At 61.5% G+C, this 16,052-nt stretch carries 13 protein-coding genes and 1 pseudogene; all 14 read right to left on the bottom strand.

Annotated features, from left to right (window positions below; genetic code table 11):
* Window positions 1–169: 169 nt before the first annotated feature.
* Window positions 170–1,072, bottom strand: coding sequence for a replication initiator protein A (locus XI09_RS15525; protein WP_271567595.1), 903 nt, complete (start codon window positions 1,070–1,072; stop codon window positions 170–172).
* 3 nt (window positions 1,073–1,075) lie between these two features.
* On the bottom strand, window positions 1,076–1,354 hold the full coding sequence (locus XI09_RS15520; protein WP_271567594.1) for a helix-turn-helix transcriptional regulator: 279 nt from the start codon (window positions 1,352–1,354) through the stop codon (window positions 1,076–1,078).
* A gap of 821 nt (window positions 1,355–2,175) precedes the next feature.
* Window positions 2,176–2,355 carry a DUF2285 domain-containing protein gene (locus tag XI09_RS15515; RefSeq protein WP_271567593.1) on the bottom strand — a complete coding sequence of 60 codons (180 nt, stop codon included), beginning with the start codon at window positions 2,353–2,355 and terminating at the stop codon, window positions 2,176–2,178.
* 392 nt (window positions 2,356–2,747) lie between these two features.
* Window positions 2,748–2,894 (bottom strand): transcriptional regulator domain-containing protein, encoded by a 147-nt coding sequence (locus XI09_RS15510; protein WP_271567617.1) that lies wholly within the window; start codon window positions 2,892–2,894, stop codon window positions 2,748–2,750.
* Window positions 2,895–3,643: 749 nt separating this feature from the next.
* Window positions 3,644–3,826, bottom strand: coding sequence for a hypothetical protein (locus tag XI09_RS15500; protein WP_271567592.1), 183 nt, complete (start codon window positions 3,824–3,826; stop codon window positions 3,644–3,646).
* Window positions 3,827–4,492: 666 nt separating this feature from the next.
* On the bottom strand, window positions 4,493–4,633 hold the full coding sequence (locus XI09_RS15495) for a hypothetical protein (protein WP_271567591.1): 141 nt from the start codon (window positions 4,631–4,633) through the stop codon (window positions 4,493–4,495).
* Window positions 4,634–4,665: 32 nt separating this feature from the next.
* A complete protein-coding gene (locus tag XI09_RS15490) occupies window positions 4,666–5,481 on the bottom strand; it encodes a ferredoxin--NADP reductase (protein WP_271567590.1) in 816 nt (271 codons plus the stop codon).
* Window positions 5,482–6,153: 672 nt separating this feature from the next.
* On the bottom strand, window positions 6,154–6,474 hold the full coding sequence (locus tag XI09_RS15485) for a DUF736 domain-containing protein (protein WP_271567589.1): 321 nt from the start codon (window positions 6,472–6,474) through the stop codon (window positions 6,154–6,156).
* A gap of 552 nt (window positions 6,475–7,026) precedes the next feature.
* On the bottom strand, window positions 7,027–7,506 hold the full coding sequence (locus tag XI09_RS15480; RefSeq protein ID WP_271567588.1) for a hypothetical protein: 480 nt from the start codon (window positions 7,504–7,506) through the stop codon (window positions 7,027–7,029).
* 141 nt (window positions 7,507–7,647) lie between these two features.
* On the bottom strand, window positions 7,648–8,571 hold the full coding sequence (locus tag XI09_RS15475) for a DUF2493 domain-containing protein (RefSeq protein ID WP_271567616.1): 924 nt from the start codon (window positions 8,569–8,571) through the stop codon (window positions 7,648–7,650).
* 330 nt (window positions 8,572–8,901) lie between these two features.
* Window positions 8,902–9,963, bottom strand: a complete 1,062-nt coding sequence (locus XI09_RS15470) for a DUF7146 domain-containing protein (protein WP_271567615.1) — start codon at window positions 9,961–9,963, stop codon at window positions 8,902–8,904.
* Entirely contained in the window at window positions 9,963–14,276 is a 4,314-nt protein-coding gene (locus tag XI09_RS15465) for a strawberry notch-like NTP hydrolase domain-containing protein (RefSeq protein WP_271567587.1), read from the bottom strand. The genes XI09_RS15470 and XI09_RS15465 overlap by 1 nt, the downstream gene beginning before the upstream one ends.
* A gap of 182 nt (window positions 14,277–14,458) precedes the next feature.
* Window positions 14,459–15,653 (bottom strand): annotated as a pseudogene (locus XI09_RS15460) (DNA-binding protein); the annotation flags it as partial.
* 26 nt (window positions 15,654–15,679) lie between these two features.
* On the bottom strand, window positions 15,680–16,052 hold a 373-nt coding region (locus tag XI09_RS15455), incomplete at its 5' end, for a transposase (protein ID WP_271567586.1).

The raw sequence follows: 16,052 nt of genomic DNA, 5'->3' as shown, positions 1-16,052 counted from the left end.
GACACCGGCTGTTCCGTTAGAAGGAATCCGAAGGATTCCTGGTTAGGAAAGTTAGAGCATCGGGAAGTACTTGTGCCGCAACGATTTTGCGCTCCTTTTGGTCCCCGATAGCACGAGCATGCGGTCCCTGATGGCACGACGGTCTCGGTCACTGATAGCACGAGGCATTTCACAGCTTATCCCCCGCTGGTGACACCGAACGACGCTTGTGCAATCGCCTGTTGAGCGGATCGACGGGGATCGGCGCGAAGTTCAATCGCTCTGCGCCAGTCGGGTCGCGGGTGATGAGAAGCTGATATCCGGGCAATGCTTGACGACGGACGATCTCGCGCACGTCGTAAGCAAAATGTTTGAGCGGCGAGAGGCTGCCTGACTTGGCATGCAAGTGCACAAGATCGAAGCTCCAGCCGCCATGCTGACGGCCTCCATGCTTGCGTACCAGGCGATACAGCCAGCGCTCCAATCCGCCCGTCAGATCGAAATAGGCGCGGTCGATGGTTAGTACCAGTGCTTCATCGAGCACACCCATATAGAACCAGTCGGGTATTACGAGCTCTAGCCCACGTGGGCGCCTGTGGACGTCTGCTGTCTCTTTCCATTCGTTGATCCAGGAAAAGCGATGCGCTCGTCGTTCTGTTGGCTGGCGGATTGAGGTCAAGACCGTGGTCGATTGCAGCCGATCGAGTGCAGCTTTGAGGCGATCGTAGTCGCGCATGCTGGTACCGCGCCCCACGAAGGTGAGGATCTGGTACGGTGTGACCGCCATCAGTCGGGATGTCTTTAGGCCGGCGTCGCGGGCCTCGACAATTTGCGAGGCAGCCCAGATCAGAACGTCGGCATCCCAGATGGTCGCCATGCCGTGCTCCGGCACAGCCTCAACCCGGATCGCGATCGTCCCGGTACGAAAATCGATTGGCACAACGCGCTTTGATTTTGCCAACGAGAAGAACGGGTATGCCATCAGATCTTGCGCGTCGCGCGGCGCGAGATCGCCGGGAAGTGCACGGAAGAGGTCGAGTTGATCGCGCTCTGACTTGGGCTGTTTATGCGAGGAGAAGTTGTCGTCCGACATGAGTTAGCGCCGCTCCTTGCCCGCATACGGAATTGGTGCGTGTCGCTTTGCCGGCAACACCGATCCGTTGCCGGGATCGCTGGTCGACGTCTTCGCACCGCGGTCAACCCACGCTTTCAGATCCTCAAGGGCGTAGACGACACGACCGCCGAGCTTCCGGTAGGTCGGGCCCGTGCCATAGGTGCGATGCTTTTCGAGCGTGCGCCCGGACAGGCCGAGAAAGCGTGCAGCTTCTGGAGTTCGCAAGTAGCGCGGCGGTAAGCCGGCGTTTGGATCGGGCATCGTGGGGTCTCCGTGACCGTCTGGAGCGCCGCCGAGTTCAGCTGCGCGGCGCCGGTCACGATGGCGCAGTAGAAGCGCTTGGGGGGATGCCGAAGATGACGGGATGATTTTCGGCACCCCCAACTTCATTCCTTGCAACATGGTGATAGAGCAAGGCGGCCGATCCCCGCTCGGCACACGCGATCGGGGTTCCAGCGCGAGCAAATTGCATCGCGGTGACGGGAACGGCCTCGAAGAGCGCATTCAAACGCAGGATTTAGGCGCGGACACGCGGCTAGGCCGTAAATTCCCATATTGGGGCGAACTTTACCGCCCGACTCAGATATCCAATTCGCGCCACGCACGCGGCGGTTATTTTAGAATTGCCAGCCCCAGGCAGCGTCCAGTTGCCGTGGTTAGATTCCGGGACCAGCAATATCGTCCATCAATAAGGCACCTCCACGTGGCGACTTTCGGCGTGGGATTGCCTGCATCTAGAATGATGCTGGACAGCTTCAGACGAAGTATTGGAGCCGCTAGCCATCATGAGCGCCGTTAGCTCTCGAAGGCGATGAAGGCGCCGCAAATCGACGCGATACTCAGTCCCCACGAGATTGAACGCAAGCGATGAGTTCCGCCTCAGACCGACCACCCCCGATTCATAGGCATACGAATCCTCGTGCCAAAGCAACTATACGCGGACCACCTGTTATATGGGTGTCCTGAAAACACGCGGAGCCATGATCGTCGTGGCGGCAGCGTTCGCCGGATGCCGCGTTTCGCGGCTAAAATCACGGGCTAGCAATGCTTGGGGGGAACGGATGATTTTTCGCACCCCCGACCTACTTTTTGCGAGACGCTGGACGGAGCAACGCGTGATAACCCCCGCACATCAGCTCAAGGCCGGCCTTTACCAGCCGGATGGTCCGGCTGCGAAGGTCGTGCGTCTTCCAGGCACGGCCCGAGATCAATTGGCTTGCAAGCAACACTTCAGCGATGACCCGGTAAGATGCACCGTCCATGTAGGCGTCCAACGCTCGCAAGGCCAACGCGAGCCTTTGCCGCTGCTATGGCGAAAGCTGATGATAGGGAGGTCCTGGCCGGCGCCCCTGGATGGCAAGCCATAAACGGTGTGAAGCATATGCGCGGATTTCGTAATCCGCACCGAACGGCAGTTCGGCGGAATTCAACGCCCCTGGCTGGGGCGCCTGCGTCAGCCAAAGGTGATGACGCGTTCCGTGAATCCACAAAACGCCATGCCAGCCGTCCGATGCCTTCTTGATACTGCCCGATGGAAGGTCAGCAAGAGGCAGCGGAGCGCCTTTGACCAGCCAGGTTAGCGCATTGCGCACGACTGGCACTACGCTCGGGAGGGGCCCACAAGATGGTTTGCTCGAAATAGGACCCCTGCGGGTCACGAGCGAAAGCAGACGCCCCATCTCCTCCGGAATTCTGTGTTCACGTCGCCGCCCTTCGACTGAACCTCCCGATAGGCAGCCCGGTAATTGGGACTGCGCCTGAGCGTTTCCCAAGCGAAATCCACCCTCTCCCCTGACTTCATCGCGTGCTCATGAGGTGCATCTGAGCGCCAATCGAATCCCGACATACGACCGATCCCCAAAGAAATTGCGACGCAATGACTATGAAGCCTTCGGTTGTCGCGCAAGTCGCCAACTGATGAAGAATTCTGCAGGCGGCCCCAAACCCCAAAGCGAAGACCATAGGCTGCGATGACTTGAGAGCATATGATTTGCCGCTCGGCCCTGCTAATAGCTCAAGAAAGAGCCCTGCCGAGCAGCTCAGGCGGGGCCGGAGGTCGTCAAGAAGTTCTTGCGCGCCCGCGACCAGAGCAGTGTGTAGCCTTCGCAGGGTTCGTCGTCGAACAGGTTCACCTAGATCCGCATCGTGAGGTCATCGAGCTTAAGCGAAAGCTAATCGCCGCCATCCTCGGAGCGGTCTGATCAGGCTTCCACGATCTCGCTCTATGTGGTGCACCACATAAAGCCGACCACGTGGAGTAGAGCACTGTGCGGGGCTACGTTCTCAGAGCTGACCGCATAATGGCGAGAGTGGGAGACCGCGGCGCTCGCGCGGGGCGGCCGCATTAGTGGTCAGCGCGAGCAGACCAGGGCATGGCCGTCATCGACCGCGACGAAGTTGGCGTAGATCAGCGCCGGGACGAACGCTCGTCAAGTTTCACGAAGTGACGGACGGTGTTGCCCTCGGAATTTCGTTGCCACGCGGGCACCTACCTCGACGTTGCGGGCCATCACGCGCAAGTTCGGAGCAGCGCGAAGCGTTCCGCCGGCACTACAATTCAAAGGCGTCGACCTCCTCGTCCGGGAATTTCTCGGCGTCCAGCTCCAGCCTGTTCTTTGCCTCTCCCAGTTCCCATATGATCAGCACGTAGTCTTCGAACGTACTCGACGAGCTGATGTGCGTCTTAATCAGCTTCCGAAGTTCGTGCCTGAACTGATATTTGCTGACGGTCATTCGCGTTTCCTAGCGTTGCTGGGTTCACGCAGGAGATCCAAATTCTCGAGCTGGCGAGCCGAAACGTTTGGTGAAGGTGAGGAACTGCAAGCAATATCGCGGTTGGTGCCAAGAACAGTCAGTGCCAAGGCAACAGTTGCAGAGATCCCGGCCGCGATCCGGCCGTACTCAATTGAGTTGGCCCGAGCCTTGTCCCGCCAAAAACGCATAAGAGAAGATGACTTCATTGCAATTCCATTTTCCGGCTCGCGACCCGCAGCGGATTCCGTTTGACCGCTCCCGCCACTCATTCGCCTAGGCCGAGTGCCATCCATCCCGAAAAGGTACCGGATGCTCGCTCATCCGAGGTTGAGAGATAACTCAAGATTGCTCCCTGTTAGAAGTTGACCAATGCCGTACAACACAGACAACGCAACAATCATAGCGTAGAGATAGGCCGCAAGTTGAGGCCAGAAATCACCGTCACGGTGGAACATTAGCGCCTCATATGTCACCGCGCTTCCGACTAGAAACTAAGCCCCCCATCGAGCACACGGCGGGGCTGCTCCCTGCCGACCAAAGCCTAGGAGCCACGCGGCTGGGAAACCGCGCGCTACAATGCAACTTTGTTTTCCGCTGGCTTGTAATCGGCGGGTCGCTTTCGGAGACTCACGAGCGTCCCGATTTTCAGTCCTTTGCGCTCTTTACGACGTTGCGTAAGACGATTTCAGAAAGCTGCACAACCTGCTGTTTGAGAAAAGCAATAAGCTGTGTGAGACGACAAATCTCTTGCTTGCAGCGCTCCAGCTCGAGCTGTTCGTCTGTCATTGCCGATCCTTCATGGCGATTCGTACTTGCCGTCATGGTTCACGTAGCCCCCTTGTCCGAGAAGAACTCACACTGATGCGTTCTGCGAACTCCTTTTCGAACACGAATTGCGCCGGCTCGCCGTGTTCACCTTCGAGAAAGCCCTTCGCCACCAATAGCTCGCGGGAATCGCGCACTAGGGCCGGGCTGCCACATATCATGGCGCGGTCATGCTGCGGATCCATTTCAGGCAGCTCGATTTCTGTAAACAGCTTGCCTGACGCGATCAGATCGGTGATTCGTCCGCGGTTGTAGAAGCGATCGCGCGTCACGGTCGGATAATAGATCAGCTGGTAGCGCACAAAGTCGCCGACCAGCTCGTCGCTCGGCAGTCTTTCCGTGATTATCTCGCCATAGGCGAGGTCCGCGACGCGGCGACAGCCATGCAGCAGCACGACATACTGGAATCGCAGATAGGTCCCGGGATCCTGAATCACACTCAGGAACGGCGCGAGGCCGGTGCCGGTACCGATCAGATAGAGATTGCGCCCGTCATCGAGATTAGCGATGACCAGCGTCCCCGTCGCCTCGCGACTGACGAGGATCTCGTCACCTTTCCTCAGACGCTGCAGACGCGAGGTTAGGAGATCATCCGGCATTTTGATCGAGAAGAATTCCAGCCGGTCCTCGTAATGGGCGCTGGCGAGGCTGTGGGCCCGCAGTAGCGGCTTCTCGTCGACATTCAGCCCGATCACGGCGAATTCGCCGCTACGGAAGCGGAACGACGGATCCCGGGTCGTGGTGAAGCTGAAGAGATTGTCGGTCCAGTGATGGACCCTGAGCACGCTTTCCTGGTTGAAATTGCTCATCCCACCGCTCGCAGCAAAAGTTGGAGCATGATGCGGGCGCCGGTTTTGGAAAAGATCGGGCCCAAACGGACCCTCGATTGACGAGAACGCGAACGTAACCAGAGCGTTCGTTTTAAGCGAAGGCAAGGGCAAGCAGGCCCGAGCAGAGCAGCACGAAGCCGGCCGAGGTCAGAGCCAGGAAGCTGCCGGAGACAAGGTCATGATTCCGCATAAAACCACCTTGATGGCGCAACGCGCAAAGTGCGATATGAACCCTAGCCAAATAGACGATCTATTAAAGAAAAATGTCAGTACGTAACGCACAAAGCGCCGTTATTTCTGTCGCCGCGATCGCAATGCTTCACGTTCGTCCGTTTCCATCGGGCTGAGAGGCGAATTAAATGGCTCATCGCTTGGAGGAGTTCGGGATGGATGCCGAAGTGTAAACGCCGCAGTGCGGGGATCCCTCCGATAAGCTGGAGGCGGTGGAAGCGGTCATTCCGCCGGAGCTGCGCCGCGGACGGTTTCGCTTGGCGCGCGCGGGAGTCGAGGCGGCAGACCTTCTGACGCGACCCGCCGGATCAGCCGGGAGCCTCGCTAAGACATTTGACCGATTGCGGCCGAGTATCGGAAGGGTTGGAGAAATGAGGACCCCGCCCGACTGGGTCGGGCGAGGCCTGTGGGGCGGGGAGCTCACTCGCCGTTCTTGCGCGGCCGCGACCAGAGCAGGGTGTAACCTTCGCCGCCTTCGTCGTCGAACAGGTTCGCGTAGATCGGGGCGGTGAACGAGGGATCGTCGAGTTTGAGCGAGAGGTAGTCGCGGCCCTCTTCGGAGCGCTTCGGCCAGGCGGCCCCGATCTCGGCTCGGCCCACGTAGATGCGGTGGCTCGGAGCGTTGTCGTTCGATCGGTTAGCCTCGGTGACAATACGAACGCCCTTTGCCTGCAAGCTCAGGGTGATGATCTCGCCCTGGAAATCGTTACCGACCTTCTTGAAAGAACCGATGTTAGCCATGTCACTTCTCCTGTTGTGTTTCGAGCCCGCGACCACCGCGGCCTCGATGGCGATCTAAAGGCCGAGGACGATCGGCGACGCACCCGCTTTGAGGGCCGGAGCGAAGCGGAGGACGTCGTTGCGGCGACTTTCTTGCCTCGCGAGGAATGGGCGAAGCCCAGGGGAAGAAAGTCGCAACAACGGCGTTGCGGCTCAGACGATCGAGGCGAAGCCGGTCTTCGGCCAGATCGAGCCATCAACGAGGCCACGTGCGTCCGCGTGCTGAACCGCAATTTCAAGGAGATGACTTGGCGTATCTCGGCTTTGCTGAACAAGAGGTTCGATTGATAGGGCGCAGGAAGAGAAACAATCTGCTGCAAAGGGCGGTATCGTCTCCGACCGACCGATCAAGGCCAGCCCCCCGCTACCGCGACCATGTGCCCGTCAAAGTCGGCGTGGCTTGGTGGAGGCACTTCAGGGAAGGCGGCGACTATCTCTCGCTCAAACTCGAAAGAATTCTCGTTCAATGCGCCGATCTATGTGAACCTGCTCGATCAGGAAGAGGGTAACCGATCATCTCTTTGGCATAGTGGCCGTAAGAACTGGTTGTGAGTGCTTCACCTCGCCAGCCGGCTCGAACGGGCGGGTTTCGGCCAAAGCATTCAACCGTCCCCATGCGGTGCAGCAAGCGGAAACTGCGCCCACGCAAGCGAAGACCTCACGCCAGCCCGGCGAAGGCACGCCGATGTGGGACACAGCGAACGCCACCTGATAGCCGGCGACGGCGGCGGGAGCGGTGAATGCGACCGCGATCACGATGCGCAAGGTCAGGGATCGGCTAGCAGCGAGAGTGACCTGACTAAGGACAACGGTGAATGCGCCACTGGCGATCCCGACAAGCAGCGCACCGACTACGCCAGCGCCGCCGCGGAAGGCCGTCATCCCGATATTCATCGCGACGAAAAACGGAAGGGCATACACCGCGATCGCAAAGATCAGCCAGCAGAGCAGACCAACGCCGATGGCATTGAGAGCAAGCCCAAGGGCAAGCATGGTGGTGGCTCCATCTGCATAGGATTAAGGATTGCGCCTTCCACCACCACCACGGCGCATCTTCATACATGAAACCGAAACGAGGCGGAGTTGCGGCGTATGCAATTCCGCTTTGACGCCTTGGAGACCAGAAGACGGCGCTCACGCGCCGCCAAACTTCCAGACGGGGATGCCGAGGCGCTTCGCCTTGTCAGCGAGGTTGTCCTGAATTCCCGTGCCCGGGAAGTGCATGACGCCGATCGGCAGGAGTTCGAGCATGGCGTCATTGCGCTTGAAGGGGGCCGCCTTGGCGTGCTTTGTCCAGTCAGGCTTGAAGGCGATCTGAGGCACTTTGCGGTGGGTCGCCCATTTGGAGGCAATCAGTTCGGCTCCTGCCGGAGAGCCGCCGTGGAGCAAAACCATGTCTGAATGCTTGGCGTAAACCTTGTCGAGGCGATCCCAAATCAGGTGATGGTCGTTGAAGTCGAGCCCACCGGTGAGTGCGATCTTTGGTCCCGGTGGCAACATGACTTCAGTCTCGGCGCGACGCTTGGCTGCGATGAAGTCGCGGGAGTCGATTATGGCCGCGGTTAGCGTGCGGTGGTTTACCAGCGATCCCGATCGGGGGCGCCAGGTTGAACCGGTGTGGGTCTCAAAGCGCTCGATGGCCTGGTCGCGGAAGACCTCGAGGCAGCTGCGGCGCTCGATCAAAGTGATGCCTTCGGCCGTCAGGCGCTCGAGTTCGACCGATCGGACTTCGGAGCCGTTCTGCTCGCGCTGGCTTTTCTGCTGCGCCTGTTCGTTATCGTCGAGATGGCGTTCGATGCGGTCGACGGCCCGGTGGAACAGATTGACGGTCGACCAGAGCAGATCGTCAAGATCTGGCTCGAGCCGTGTGTCGCTCAACGTCGCGACGAGGGCATCGAAGATATCGGCGACGGCGCCGGTGATGATCTTGCCCTCGGGAAGCGGCCGTGGATCAGGCTCGTTGTCGAAGGGTCGGTAGCCGAACAGCTGTAGTTCGGTGAGGACGTGATCGGTCGGAGATACGGCGTGCGGCGGTTCGATGTCGTCGTGGTCGGCCATTTGAGGAGTTCCTTTGCCGGATCGGCCGCGCCCATCGCGGCCTTGGTGGCGATCACTCAGACGGCGGGCGGAACGGGCCAGAACCCGAAGGGCCGAAGCGACAGCGGAGGATGGCGGAGACCGGCTATTTTGCCTCGCGATGCAAAGCGCGCTAGCCAGATGGCGGGTTTGTCTTCTCATCGCCGGCGCGCGGCGGAAAATAGCCGGGCGTAGCCATTGCCGGCCCGGTCCCGGTTGCCGTCCGATCGCCCTCTAGAAGGCCGAGGTCGCGTCCTCTTCTGGCAATGGCCTCGTTATGACCGACCTATCAACGTCGATCGAAGCACCGGCCTATTCTGCGACTACCGTCGACGAATGCAGGAAGCGGACGACGTCCTCTGGTACGAGTTGAAGCCGCAACGCTGCTCGGAGAGTCTCGAGACCGAAGATGTGCAGGTCTTCGTTGAAATCTCCCAGCCGGGGCGACAACGCGATCGCTTCAACACCGACGGCTTCTGCACGCTGGCTAAGAGTAGCCTGCACGGCATCTCCGGCGGCATCAGCGTCGCGGGCGATATAGAGCCGACGCAGGCCAGACGGCAGCATCAGGGCTGCAAGGTGACTGGCCGAAAGCGCGGCTGCCATCGGCAACGTCGGCAGCACGTAACGCAGCGACAGCATGGTCTCGAGACCCTCGCCGGCGGCGAGCACGTCGTCCACCGCGCCAAATCGAACGGCATTGCCGAGCAAGTCGCCCATAGCCCGTCGTGGAGTATCGATTGGGGCCTTGCCGAGCCGCACGCGATCAAATCCGTCTGGGTCGAGCCAAGTGCGGTGCACGCCGGAGATCCGCCCATCGAGGTCCGTGACGCCAGCTATCATCGCCGGCCAGGTCTCGGTCGGCAAATGCTCGCCCGGTCGGTAGTAGCAACGTGGGTGGAAGCGCAGACTGCCGCCATGGTGGATGCGGGCTATTCCGCGGCGCCGCAAATACGTCTCGACCACCGTGCCTTCGATCGGGCTAGAGATCGCAAAGAGCCGACGGGCGGCTTCCTGCGATCCGACCGGCGCAGGCGAACGAATGGGTTTCGAGGCCAGCTGCTGCTCGGGACGAGGCAGCCTCAGAAACCGCCGCGCCTCCTCGGCGACCTCGCGGAAGTCTCGCAAGGCCAGGCTTTCGCGGATGATGTCGAGGAGGTCGCCATGTTCGCCGGTCGCAGCGTCAGTCCACTTGCCGGCGGGACCCTTCGGCGATTCCTGGAGCCGCACGAACATCGAGCGGCCCGGCGTGTTGTGGACGTCGCCGACCACCCAGTACCGCCCCGCTCGCTTGCCATTGGAGAGATAGTGTCGGCACACTGCCTCGGCCTCGCGCGCGAGGCGGCGTGCCAGTTCGGAGGCGTCGGGTGACATCACGCGGCCTCCCGCTCACTGACGCGCGCGACCGGATAGGTGTCAAGCACCTTTGTCAGGATCCCGACGCCGCTTGCGTCCGTGGGCACGAACATCCGCAGCTTCCAGGAGATGATCTCTCCAAAGAGGCCGTAAGCGCGGAGGCGATCGCGCATCGTGTCGTTGAATCCCGACAGTTCGATGCGGCATGCGCCCATCACCCGGACGCGGCGAAGCTGGAGCCCCTCTGCGAGGTCGAGGACGGTACGTCCCTCCATCACCGCAGCAAAGGCAGCGTCCGGCGCCAGCGTAGGCGCGTCCGCCGAGACGACGTTTACGACCCACGCGGCAGAAACCTTGATGATGCGTTCGCCCGCATCGGTCTGGAGCCGATAGACACGGGTAGATTCGTTCGGCAATCGTTTCCAGATGGGTAACAGCAAGCCGGCCACGACATGGATCGTGCTTTCCGTGAACTCAGACACCTCGGCAAGCTCCGCCAGCCAGGCCGCGGCAAAACGTTCGCGATCCGCTTCAACCCAATGGCTCTCCACCATCATGTTCAAAGAGACCTGGTGCTGCTCCATAGGCCGGATCAGGCGGACGCGGCGCTCGATCTCGCCGTCGTCGAGCATGATGCTCGGGGCCGGAACCTGCACTGCGGCCCGTGCCGACCGCTCGTTGATCAGCAGGACAGCAGGATTGGAAAGACGAGCAACGGCGTCATCCAAACCAACAGGATGGTTGCGCTGGCGCTGCGTGATGCTGAGCAGCCGTGTCTCGGCGCCTGTGCGCGGATGGACATAGATCGTCCGCCGCCCGCTGACGACAAAGCTTTCAGCGCGGAGCGTTTCCAGCCCGAGGTCATAGGTGCCAGATGCGACCGCGCCCTCGATTCGAGCGGTCAAGAGCTGCTCGAAGGCGGTGAAGAGGACATTCTGTAGGTCGATGGTGAGCGCCAACAACCTGTTCAGGAATGTCGTGATAGGCGGCAGGTCATCCCTGAGCCCATTGGCATCCGTCAGCTTCAGGCCGGTGGCATCCTCGAACCGTTCGAGCGAGCATCCGTCGACCTTGCCTCGGACGAGCAACGTATAGAGTTGACGCAACGCATCCCGCCCGTACTGGCTTTCGAGGTTGTCCTCGGGCCGAAACAGCCCCTGCCCTCCGGTCTGGCGCTGGCCGCGCGTAATGGCGCCCAACGTGTCGAGCCGGCGCGCGATGGTGCTGACGAAGCGCTTTTCGGCCTTCACGTCTGTCGCGATGGGGCGAAACAGCGGCGGCTGCGCCTGATTGGTCCGGTTTGTCCGGCCGAGCCCCTGGATCGCGGCATCCGCCTTCCATCCGGACTCGAGCAGGTAGTGAACCCGCAAACGCCGATTCCGGGCAGAGAGTTCGGCATGGTAGCTCCTCCCCGTGCCGCCCGCGTCGGAGAACACCAGGATACGCTTGACGTCGTCCATGAAGGCCGATGTCTCGGCGAGATTTGCCGAACCGGCTCGATTTTCGACCACAATTCGGCCGCCCTTGCGAATGATACGGCGCGAGCGGCCGGTCACCTCGGCGACCATGTCGGTGCCGAAGCGCTGCACGATTTGATCCAGCGCGCCGGGTACCGGAGGCAGCGAGGCGAGTTTCTCGATGAGGCGGCCGCGTCGTGCGACGGCCTCCCGGCTCTCAACCGGCTGGCCATCGCGATAAACGGGCCGAGAGCAGAGGTTGCCCTCAGAGTCCGTGAACGTTTCGTAGAGTTGGATCGGGAAGGAGTGGGCGAGATAGTCGAGCACATACTCGCGCGGGGTGATATCGACCTGGACGTCACCCCAGTCTTCGGTCGGGATCTCGGCGAGCCGGCGCTCCATCAGCGCTTCGCCCGTTGAAACAATTTGGATAACGGCGGCATGGCCGGCGTCGAGATCGCGGTCGATCGATCGGATGAGCGACGGCGTCTTCATCGAGGTCAGCAGATGACCGAAGAAGCGCTGTTTGGCGCTCTCGAAGGCGGATCGGGCCGCGGACTTTGCCTGCCCGTTCAGCGTTCCGGCTTCGCCGGTGATGTTGGCGGCCCGCATCGCCGCGTCGAGGTTGTTATGGATGATGCTGAACGCATCTGCATAGGCGTCGTAGATGCGAACCTGCTCCGGTGTAAGCTTGTGTTCGACGAGCTCGTACGCGACGCCCTCATACGACAATGAGCGGGCAGCGTAGAGACCGAGCGCCTTGAGGTCGCGCGCCAGCACCTCCATCGCCGCGACCCCACCATCCTCGATTGCCTCGACGAACGCGGCACGTGTGGCGAACGGGAAATCGGCGCCGCCCCAAAGACCGAGGCGTTGCGCATAAGCGAGGTTGTGGACGGTGGTGGCGCCCGTCGCTGATACATAAACCACGCGAGCGTTCGGCAAGGCGTACTGGAGCCTTAGGCCCGCGCGCCCCTGCTGGGAGGCCGCCTGGTCACCGCGCTCGCCCTTGCCGCCGACCGCGTTCTGCATGGCATGGCTCTCGTCGAAGACGATCACTCCGTCGAAGTCGGAGTCCAACCATTCAATGATCTGCCTGACACGCGAAAGCTTCTCGCCACGCTCGTCGGTGCGCAGCGTAGCGTAGGTGGTAAATAGGACGCCTTCCGAAAGCCGGATCGGGGCGCCCTGGCGAAACCGGGACAGAGGCGTTACAAGCAGCCGCTCCATGCCGAGCGCTGACCAGTCGCGCTGGGCATCTTCGATCAGCTTGTCGGATTTGCTGATCCAGACCGCACGGCGGCGGCCCTTGAGCCAATTGTCGAGCAGGATCCCGGCGACCTGCCGTCCCTTGCCCGCGCCAGTGCCGTCGCCCAAGAACCAGCCGCGACGAAAGCGGACGGCATTCTCTGCGTCATGGCGCGCGGCAGCTACAACATCAAACGTCGCGTCGACCGTCCAGGAGCCCGCGAGAAATTCGGAATGCGCCTCGCCGGCATAAATGACGCTCTCGATCTGGGCGTCCGACAGAACTCCGTCTGCCACCAGACTTGAAGGCAGGTGCGGACGGTAGGACGGCTTTGGTGGCGCAACGGAAGCCATCGCCGCGGACTGCACAAGCTTGGTCGGATGTGCACATGATGCAGGAATACGGATCGACTGCAGTCCATATTCCTCATAAAGCGCATCGGTGAATCGAGCGCCCTCCGGCGGCGACCATTCGACCGTCTCGTATATGAGTTCAGCGCCATTTGGCGCTGCGCTTTCCGAAGTGGACGACAGGCGTGATGCAGAAGCGCCGGCCGATCGGGACATTGCAGGGTGGCTAGTGGCGTTGGCCACGACCGGCGCGGCGGCGGGCAGCCTCGGCGGCACATGCAAGGTTACCCAATTGAGCAAGGTGGCGACATCACCGGCCATGCCTTGCGAGGCGGCAAAAGCCTTCGGATCAGCGGCGGGCAACTTATCGATAACGAGCAGCCTCGTGTCCGTCTGAGTGCCGTGCTTGGCGTAGACGGCGCCGTCGATCGCGGCAGAAAACACGACCCGTCCGCGCTCCTGGAGGCGAACAAAGGCCTCTAGCCACGCCGGGTTATCCGGCGCAAGGCCTGCGCCAGCGATGGCGACGAGGCGTCCACCGTCGCAAAGACGCGCGAGCGCCGAAGCGATGTGCCGGAAAGCCGCGTCCGCCATCCGCCGATCGACGTTCGCCACCTCGGAGAACGGCGGGTTCATCAGAACGACGGTCGGCACGACGTTCGCGTCGAGGTGATCATCGATCTGCGCGGCGTCGAACCGCGTGACCTCAACATTGGCGAACAAATGATCCAGCAGCGCCGCGCGGCCTTCGGCCAACTCGTTCAACATCAGAGAGCCGCCGGCGAGTTCGGCAAGGATGGTGAGCAAGCCGGTCCCCGCGGAGGGCTCCAGAACGCGGTCGGCAGGCGTAATACCGGCTGCGGTGCATGCGACCAGCCCCAGCGAGATCGGCGTCGAGAATTGCTGGAACGCCTGACTGTCCTCGGAACGCCTCGTATGGGTCGGCAGACAGCTCGCGATTTTCGCGAGCATTGGCAGCATCGCGGCCGTCGAGCCGGCCTTGGCGCGCATAGCCGGACCGAACTTGCGAAGGAATAGAACGGTTGCCGCCTCGCAGACGTCATAGGCGGTCTTCCAGTTCCAGGCGCCGGCCGCGTCCGAGGCGCCGAAGGCAGCCTCCATGGCGCTACGCAGGACGGCGGCATCGATGCGACGGCCGCTTTCCAGATCGGTTAGGAGCCGTCGGGCGGCCTTGAGGGCGGCAGAGGTGAGAGTAGCAGCGGCACGCATCGAGAGCGGCGCGGCGGCAGCGCCGCCGGCGAGAGATTCGGTCATGACAGGATTTCTCGGGAGAGCAGGAACGGGTCGAACCATCAGGCGCTCTCCTTTGACCCGACGGCTCAAACCCTTCCCGGCCCAACTCTCCCTCTCAGCCCTCGCCCATAAGAATGGGGACCGGCGCTGCACACCGGTCCCCAAGCAACTGCGGGATGGCCAGGCCATCCCGCTCTATGATGTCACTCAGCCGCGTCGAGCTGTTGCGGGTCATCCTCGCCCGCATTCTCCCGATCCTCATCGTCGGCGAGGAATTCGGGCAGAGGGCTGGCTTCACTTTCCTGCTCGACCGACGACACGCTGGAATCGACGAGACGCAGCGGTTCCGGCAGCCAGCCCGAGCCATCGAGAAGCCGCTCGGCCTCCTTGGCCATGTCGGTCTTCTTCAGGTGGTCGATCAGTTGCGCGGAAGACTCGCCTCTTGCTTCCCGCACCGCCTCCAGAATGCGAGGCTTGGTGATCCGGCCGAGGTAGTTGTCGACGGTGGGGCGCCAGCCGGCCTGCACCATGTCGAGCCCGACCGCGCGCGCCAGCACATCGGCCTGATCAAGACGCGTTTGGACGCCGTGGGCGGAGACACGGCCCTGATTGTAGCGGTTTGCTGGCTCATAGACGGCGTTGACCGCAAATGACGCACAGTGAGCGAACAGGGATGCTTGCGCGTCACCATCGAGAGCTGTGAGCGCATCCCAGAGATCGTTCTCGCCCTTCGGCAATCGTGCTTTCCAGGACTCGTGCCGAACCTGAACGGCCTTCGCGGACGCGCTTTCCCTCAGCCCGGGGGCTTGAGCGGGAAACGCCGGCGTGCGAAGTCCGATCTCAAGAGAGCTTCCAGAAGACGAGAACCGGTAAAAATGCGGTCAGCACGAAGTTGTGCAATACCGCCTGGAACGCGATGGCGGGATTTTCTGCCAGTGCATCGCGTAACGCCCGCGTACGATGCGCCGTCAGCTCGGTGATCAATCGATCCGGCAATGGTCTCGTCACATCGTCATCATCCTCGTCGGCTTCGACCGGCGCACCTGCCACCGAAACCACCGTACGCTTTACTGAATCACTGGCCTCGCGTCCCTCGGTTGATGACGTATCGGTGCCCTGGCCGACGTCAGGATCGGTTGCCGGCAGGTCGTCCTCTGGCCGGACGTAACCCCGGTCTACCGAGAGACGTCCTTCGGAATCGACACTGACGAACACGCCAGCTCGGGCAATCTCCGCGGGATCGTAGAACACCGACCGCTCTTCGAACGCTATCAGCGCCGCCTCGATTTCGCCGAGACGCTGGTCGACCTCATCGGGGAGCTCATCTGCATCCTGGTAGTCGGATTCAAGCTTGGCCTGTTCGGCGTTCAACGCGTCAATGGTGTCCTGCTCCTCAGAGCCTGACTCAAAAAGCGTAGACGTTTTCAGGGTCTGGCCAAGCGGCGAGTTAGGAGCCTCAGATGGGCGGCGAGCAACCAGGCTAGCTCGGTGGCGGCAGAGGCTTCGAAGTCTTTGGAGAGGCGACGACATCTGCCGAACCATGCAAAGGTACGCTCGACGACCCAGCGCCTGGGCAGGAGCTGGAAGCCTTTGACCCCGAGCGGTCGCTCGACGATCTCGATTGTCCATGGTCCGCAGTTGGAGAGTGCGTTGACGAGCTGTTTGCCGCGATAAATCCGATCGGCAAAGACATGCTCAAGCCTTGGGAAGCGGCCTCGCAAGAGCTCCAACAGAGGAACGGCACCATGGACATCCTGAATGTTGGCGGGATGAACATAGGCAGCCAGCAAGAGACCG

This window comes from Bradyrhizobium sp. CCBAU 11386, assembly GCF_028128955.1.
Taxonomy (GTDB): Bacteria; Pseudomonadota; Alphaproteobacteria; order Rhizobiales; family Xanthobacteraceae; genus Bradyrhizobium.
Note: the sequence above shows the minus strand (reverse complement) of the source record. Positions and strands in the feature narration are given on the sequence as shown.

What these genes read in the sequence shown, in the direction of transcription:
- XI09_RS15485 (WP_271567589.1), bottom strand. Translation starts at nt 6,474, where the DNA reads ATGGCTAACATCGGTTCTTTCAAGAAGGTCGGTAACGATTTCCAGGGC.
- XI09_RS15525 (WP_271567595.1), bottom strand. Translation starts at nt 1,072, where the DNA reads ATGTCGGACGACAACTTCTCCTCGCATAAACAGCCCAAGTCAGAGCGC.
- XI09_RS15510 (WP_271567617.1), bottom strand. Translation starts at nt 2,894, where the DNA reads ATGAAGTCAGGGGAGAGGGTGGATTTCGCTTGGGAAACGCTCAGGCGC.
- XI09_RS15465 (WP_271567587.1), bottom strand. Translation starts at nt 14,276, where the DNA reads ATGACCGAATCTCTCGCCGGCGGCGCTGCCGCCGCGCCGCTCTCGATG.
- XI09_RS15500 (WP_271567592.1), bottom strand. Translation starts at nt 3,826, where the DNA reads ATGACCGTCAGCAAATATCAGTTCAGGCACGAACTTCGGAAGCTGATT.
- XI09_RS15490 (WP_271567590.1), bottom strand. Translation starts at nt 5,481, where the DNA reads ATGAGCAATTTCAACCAGGAAAGCGTGCTCAGGGTCCATCACTGGACC.
- XI09_RS15480 (WP_271567588.1), bottom strand. Translation starts at nt 7,506, where the DNA reads ATGCTTGCCCTTGGGCTTGCTCTCAATGCCATCGGCGTTGGTCTGCTC.
- XI09_RS15495 (WP_271567591.1), bottom strand. Translation starts at nt 4,633, where the DNA reads ATGACAGACGAACAGCTCGAGCTGGAGCGCTGCAAGCAAGAGATTTGT.
- XI09_RS15515 (WP_271567593.1), bottom strand. Translation starts at nt 2,355, where the DNA reads ATGGACGGTGCATCTTACCGGGTCATCGCTGAAGTGTTGCTTGCAAGC.
- XI09_RS15520 (WP_271567594.1), bottom strand. Translation starts at nt 1,354, where the DNA reads ATGCCCGATCCAAACGCCGGCTTACCGCCGCGCTACTTGCGAACTCCA.
- XI09_RS15475 (WP_271567616.1), bottom strand. Translation starts at nt 8,571, where the DNA reads ATGGCCGACCACGACGACATCGAACCGCCGCACGCCGTATCTCCGACC.
- XI09_RS15470 (WP_271567615.1), bottom strand. Translation starts at nt 9,963, where the DNA reads ATGTCACCCGACGCCTCCGAACTGGCACGCCGCCTCGCGCGCGAGGCC.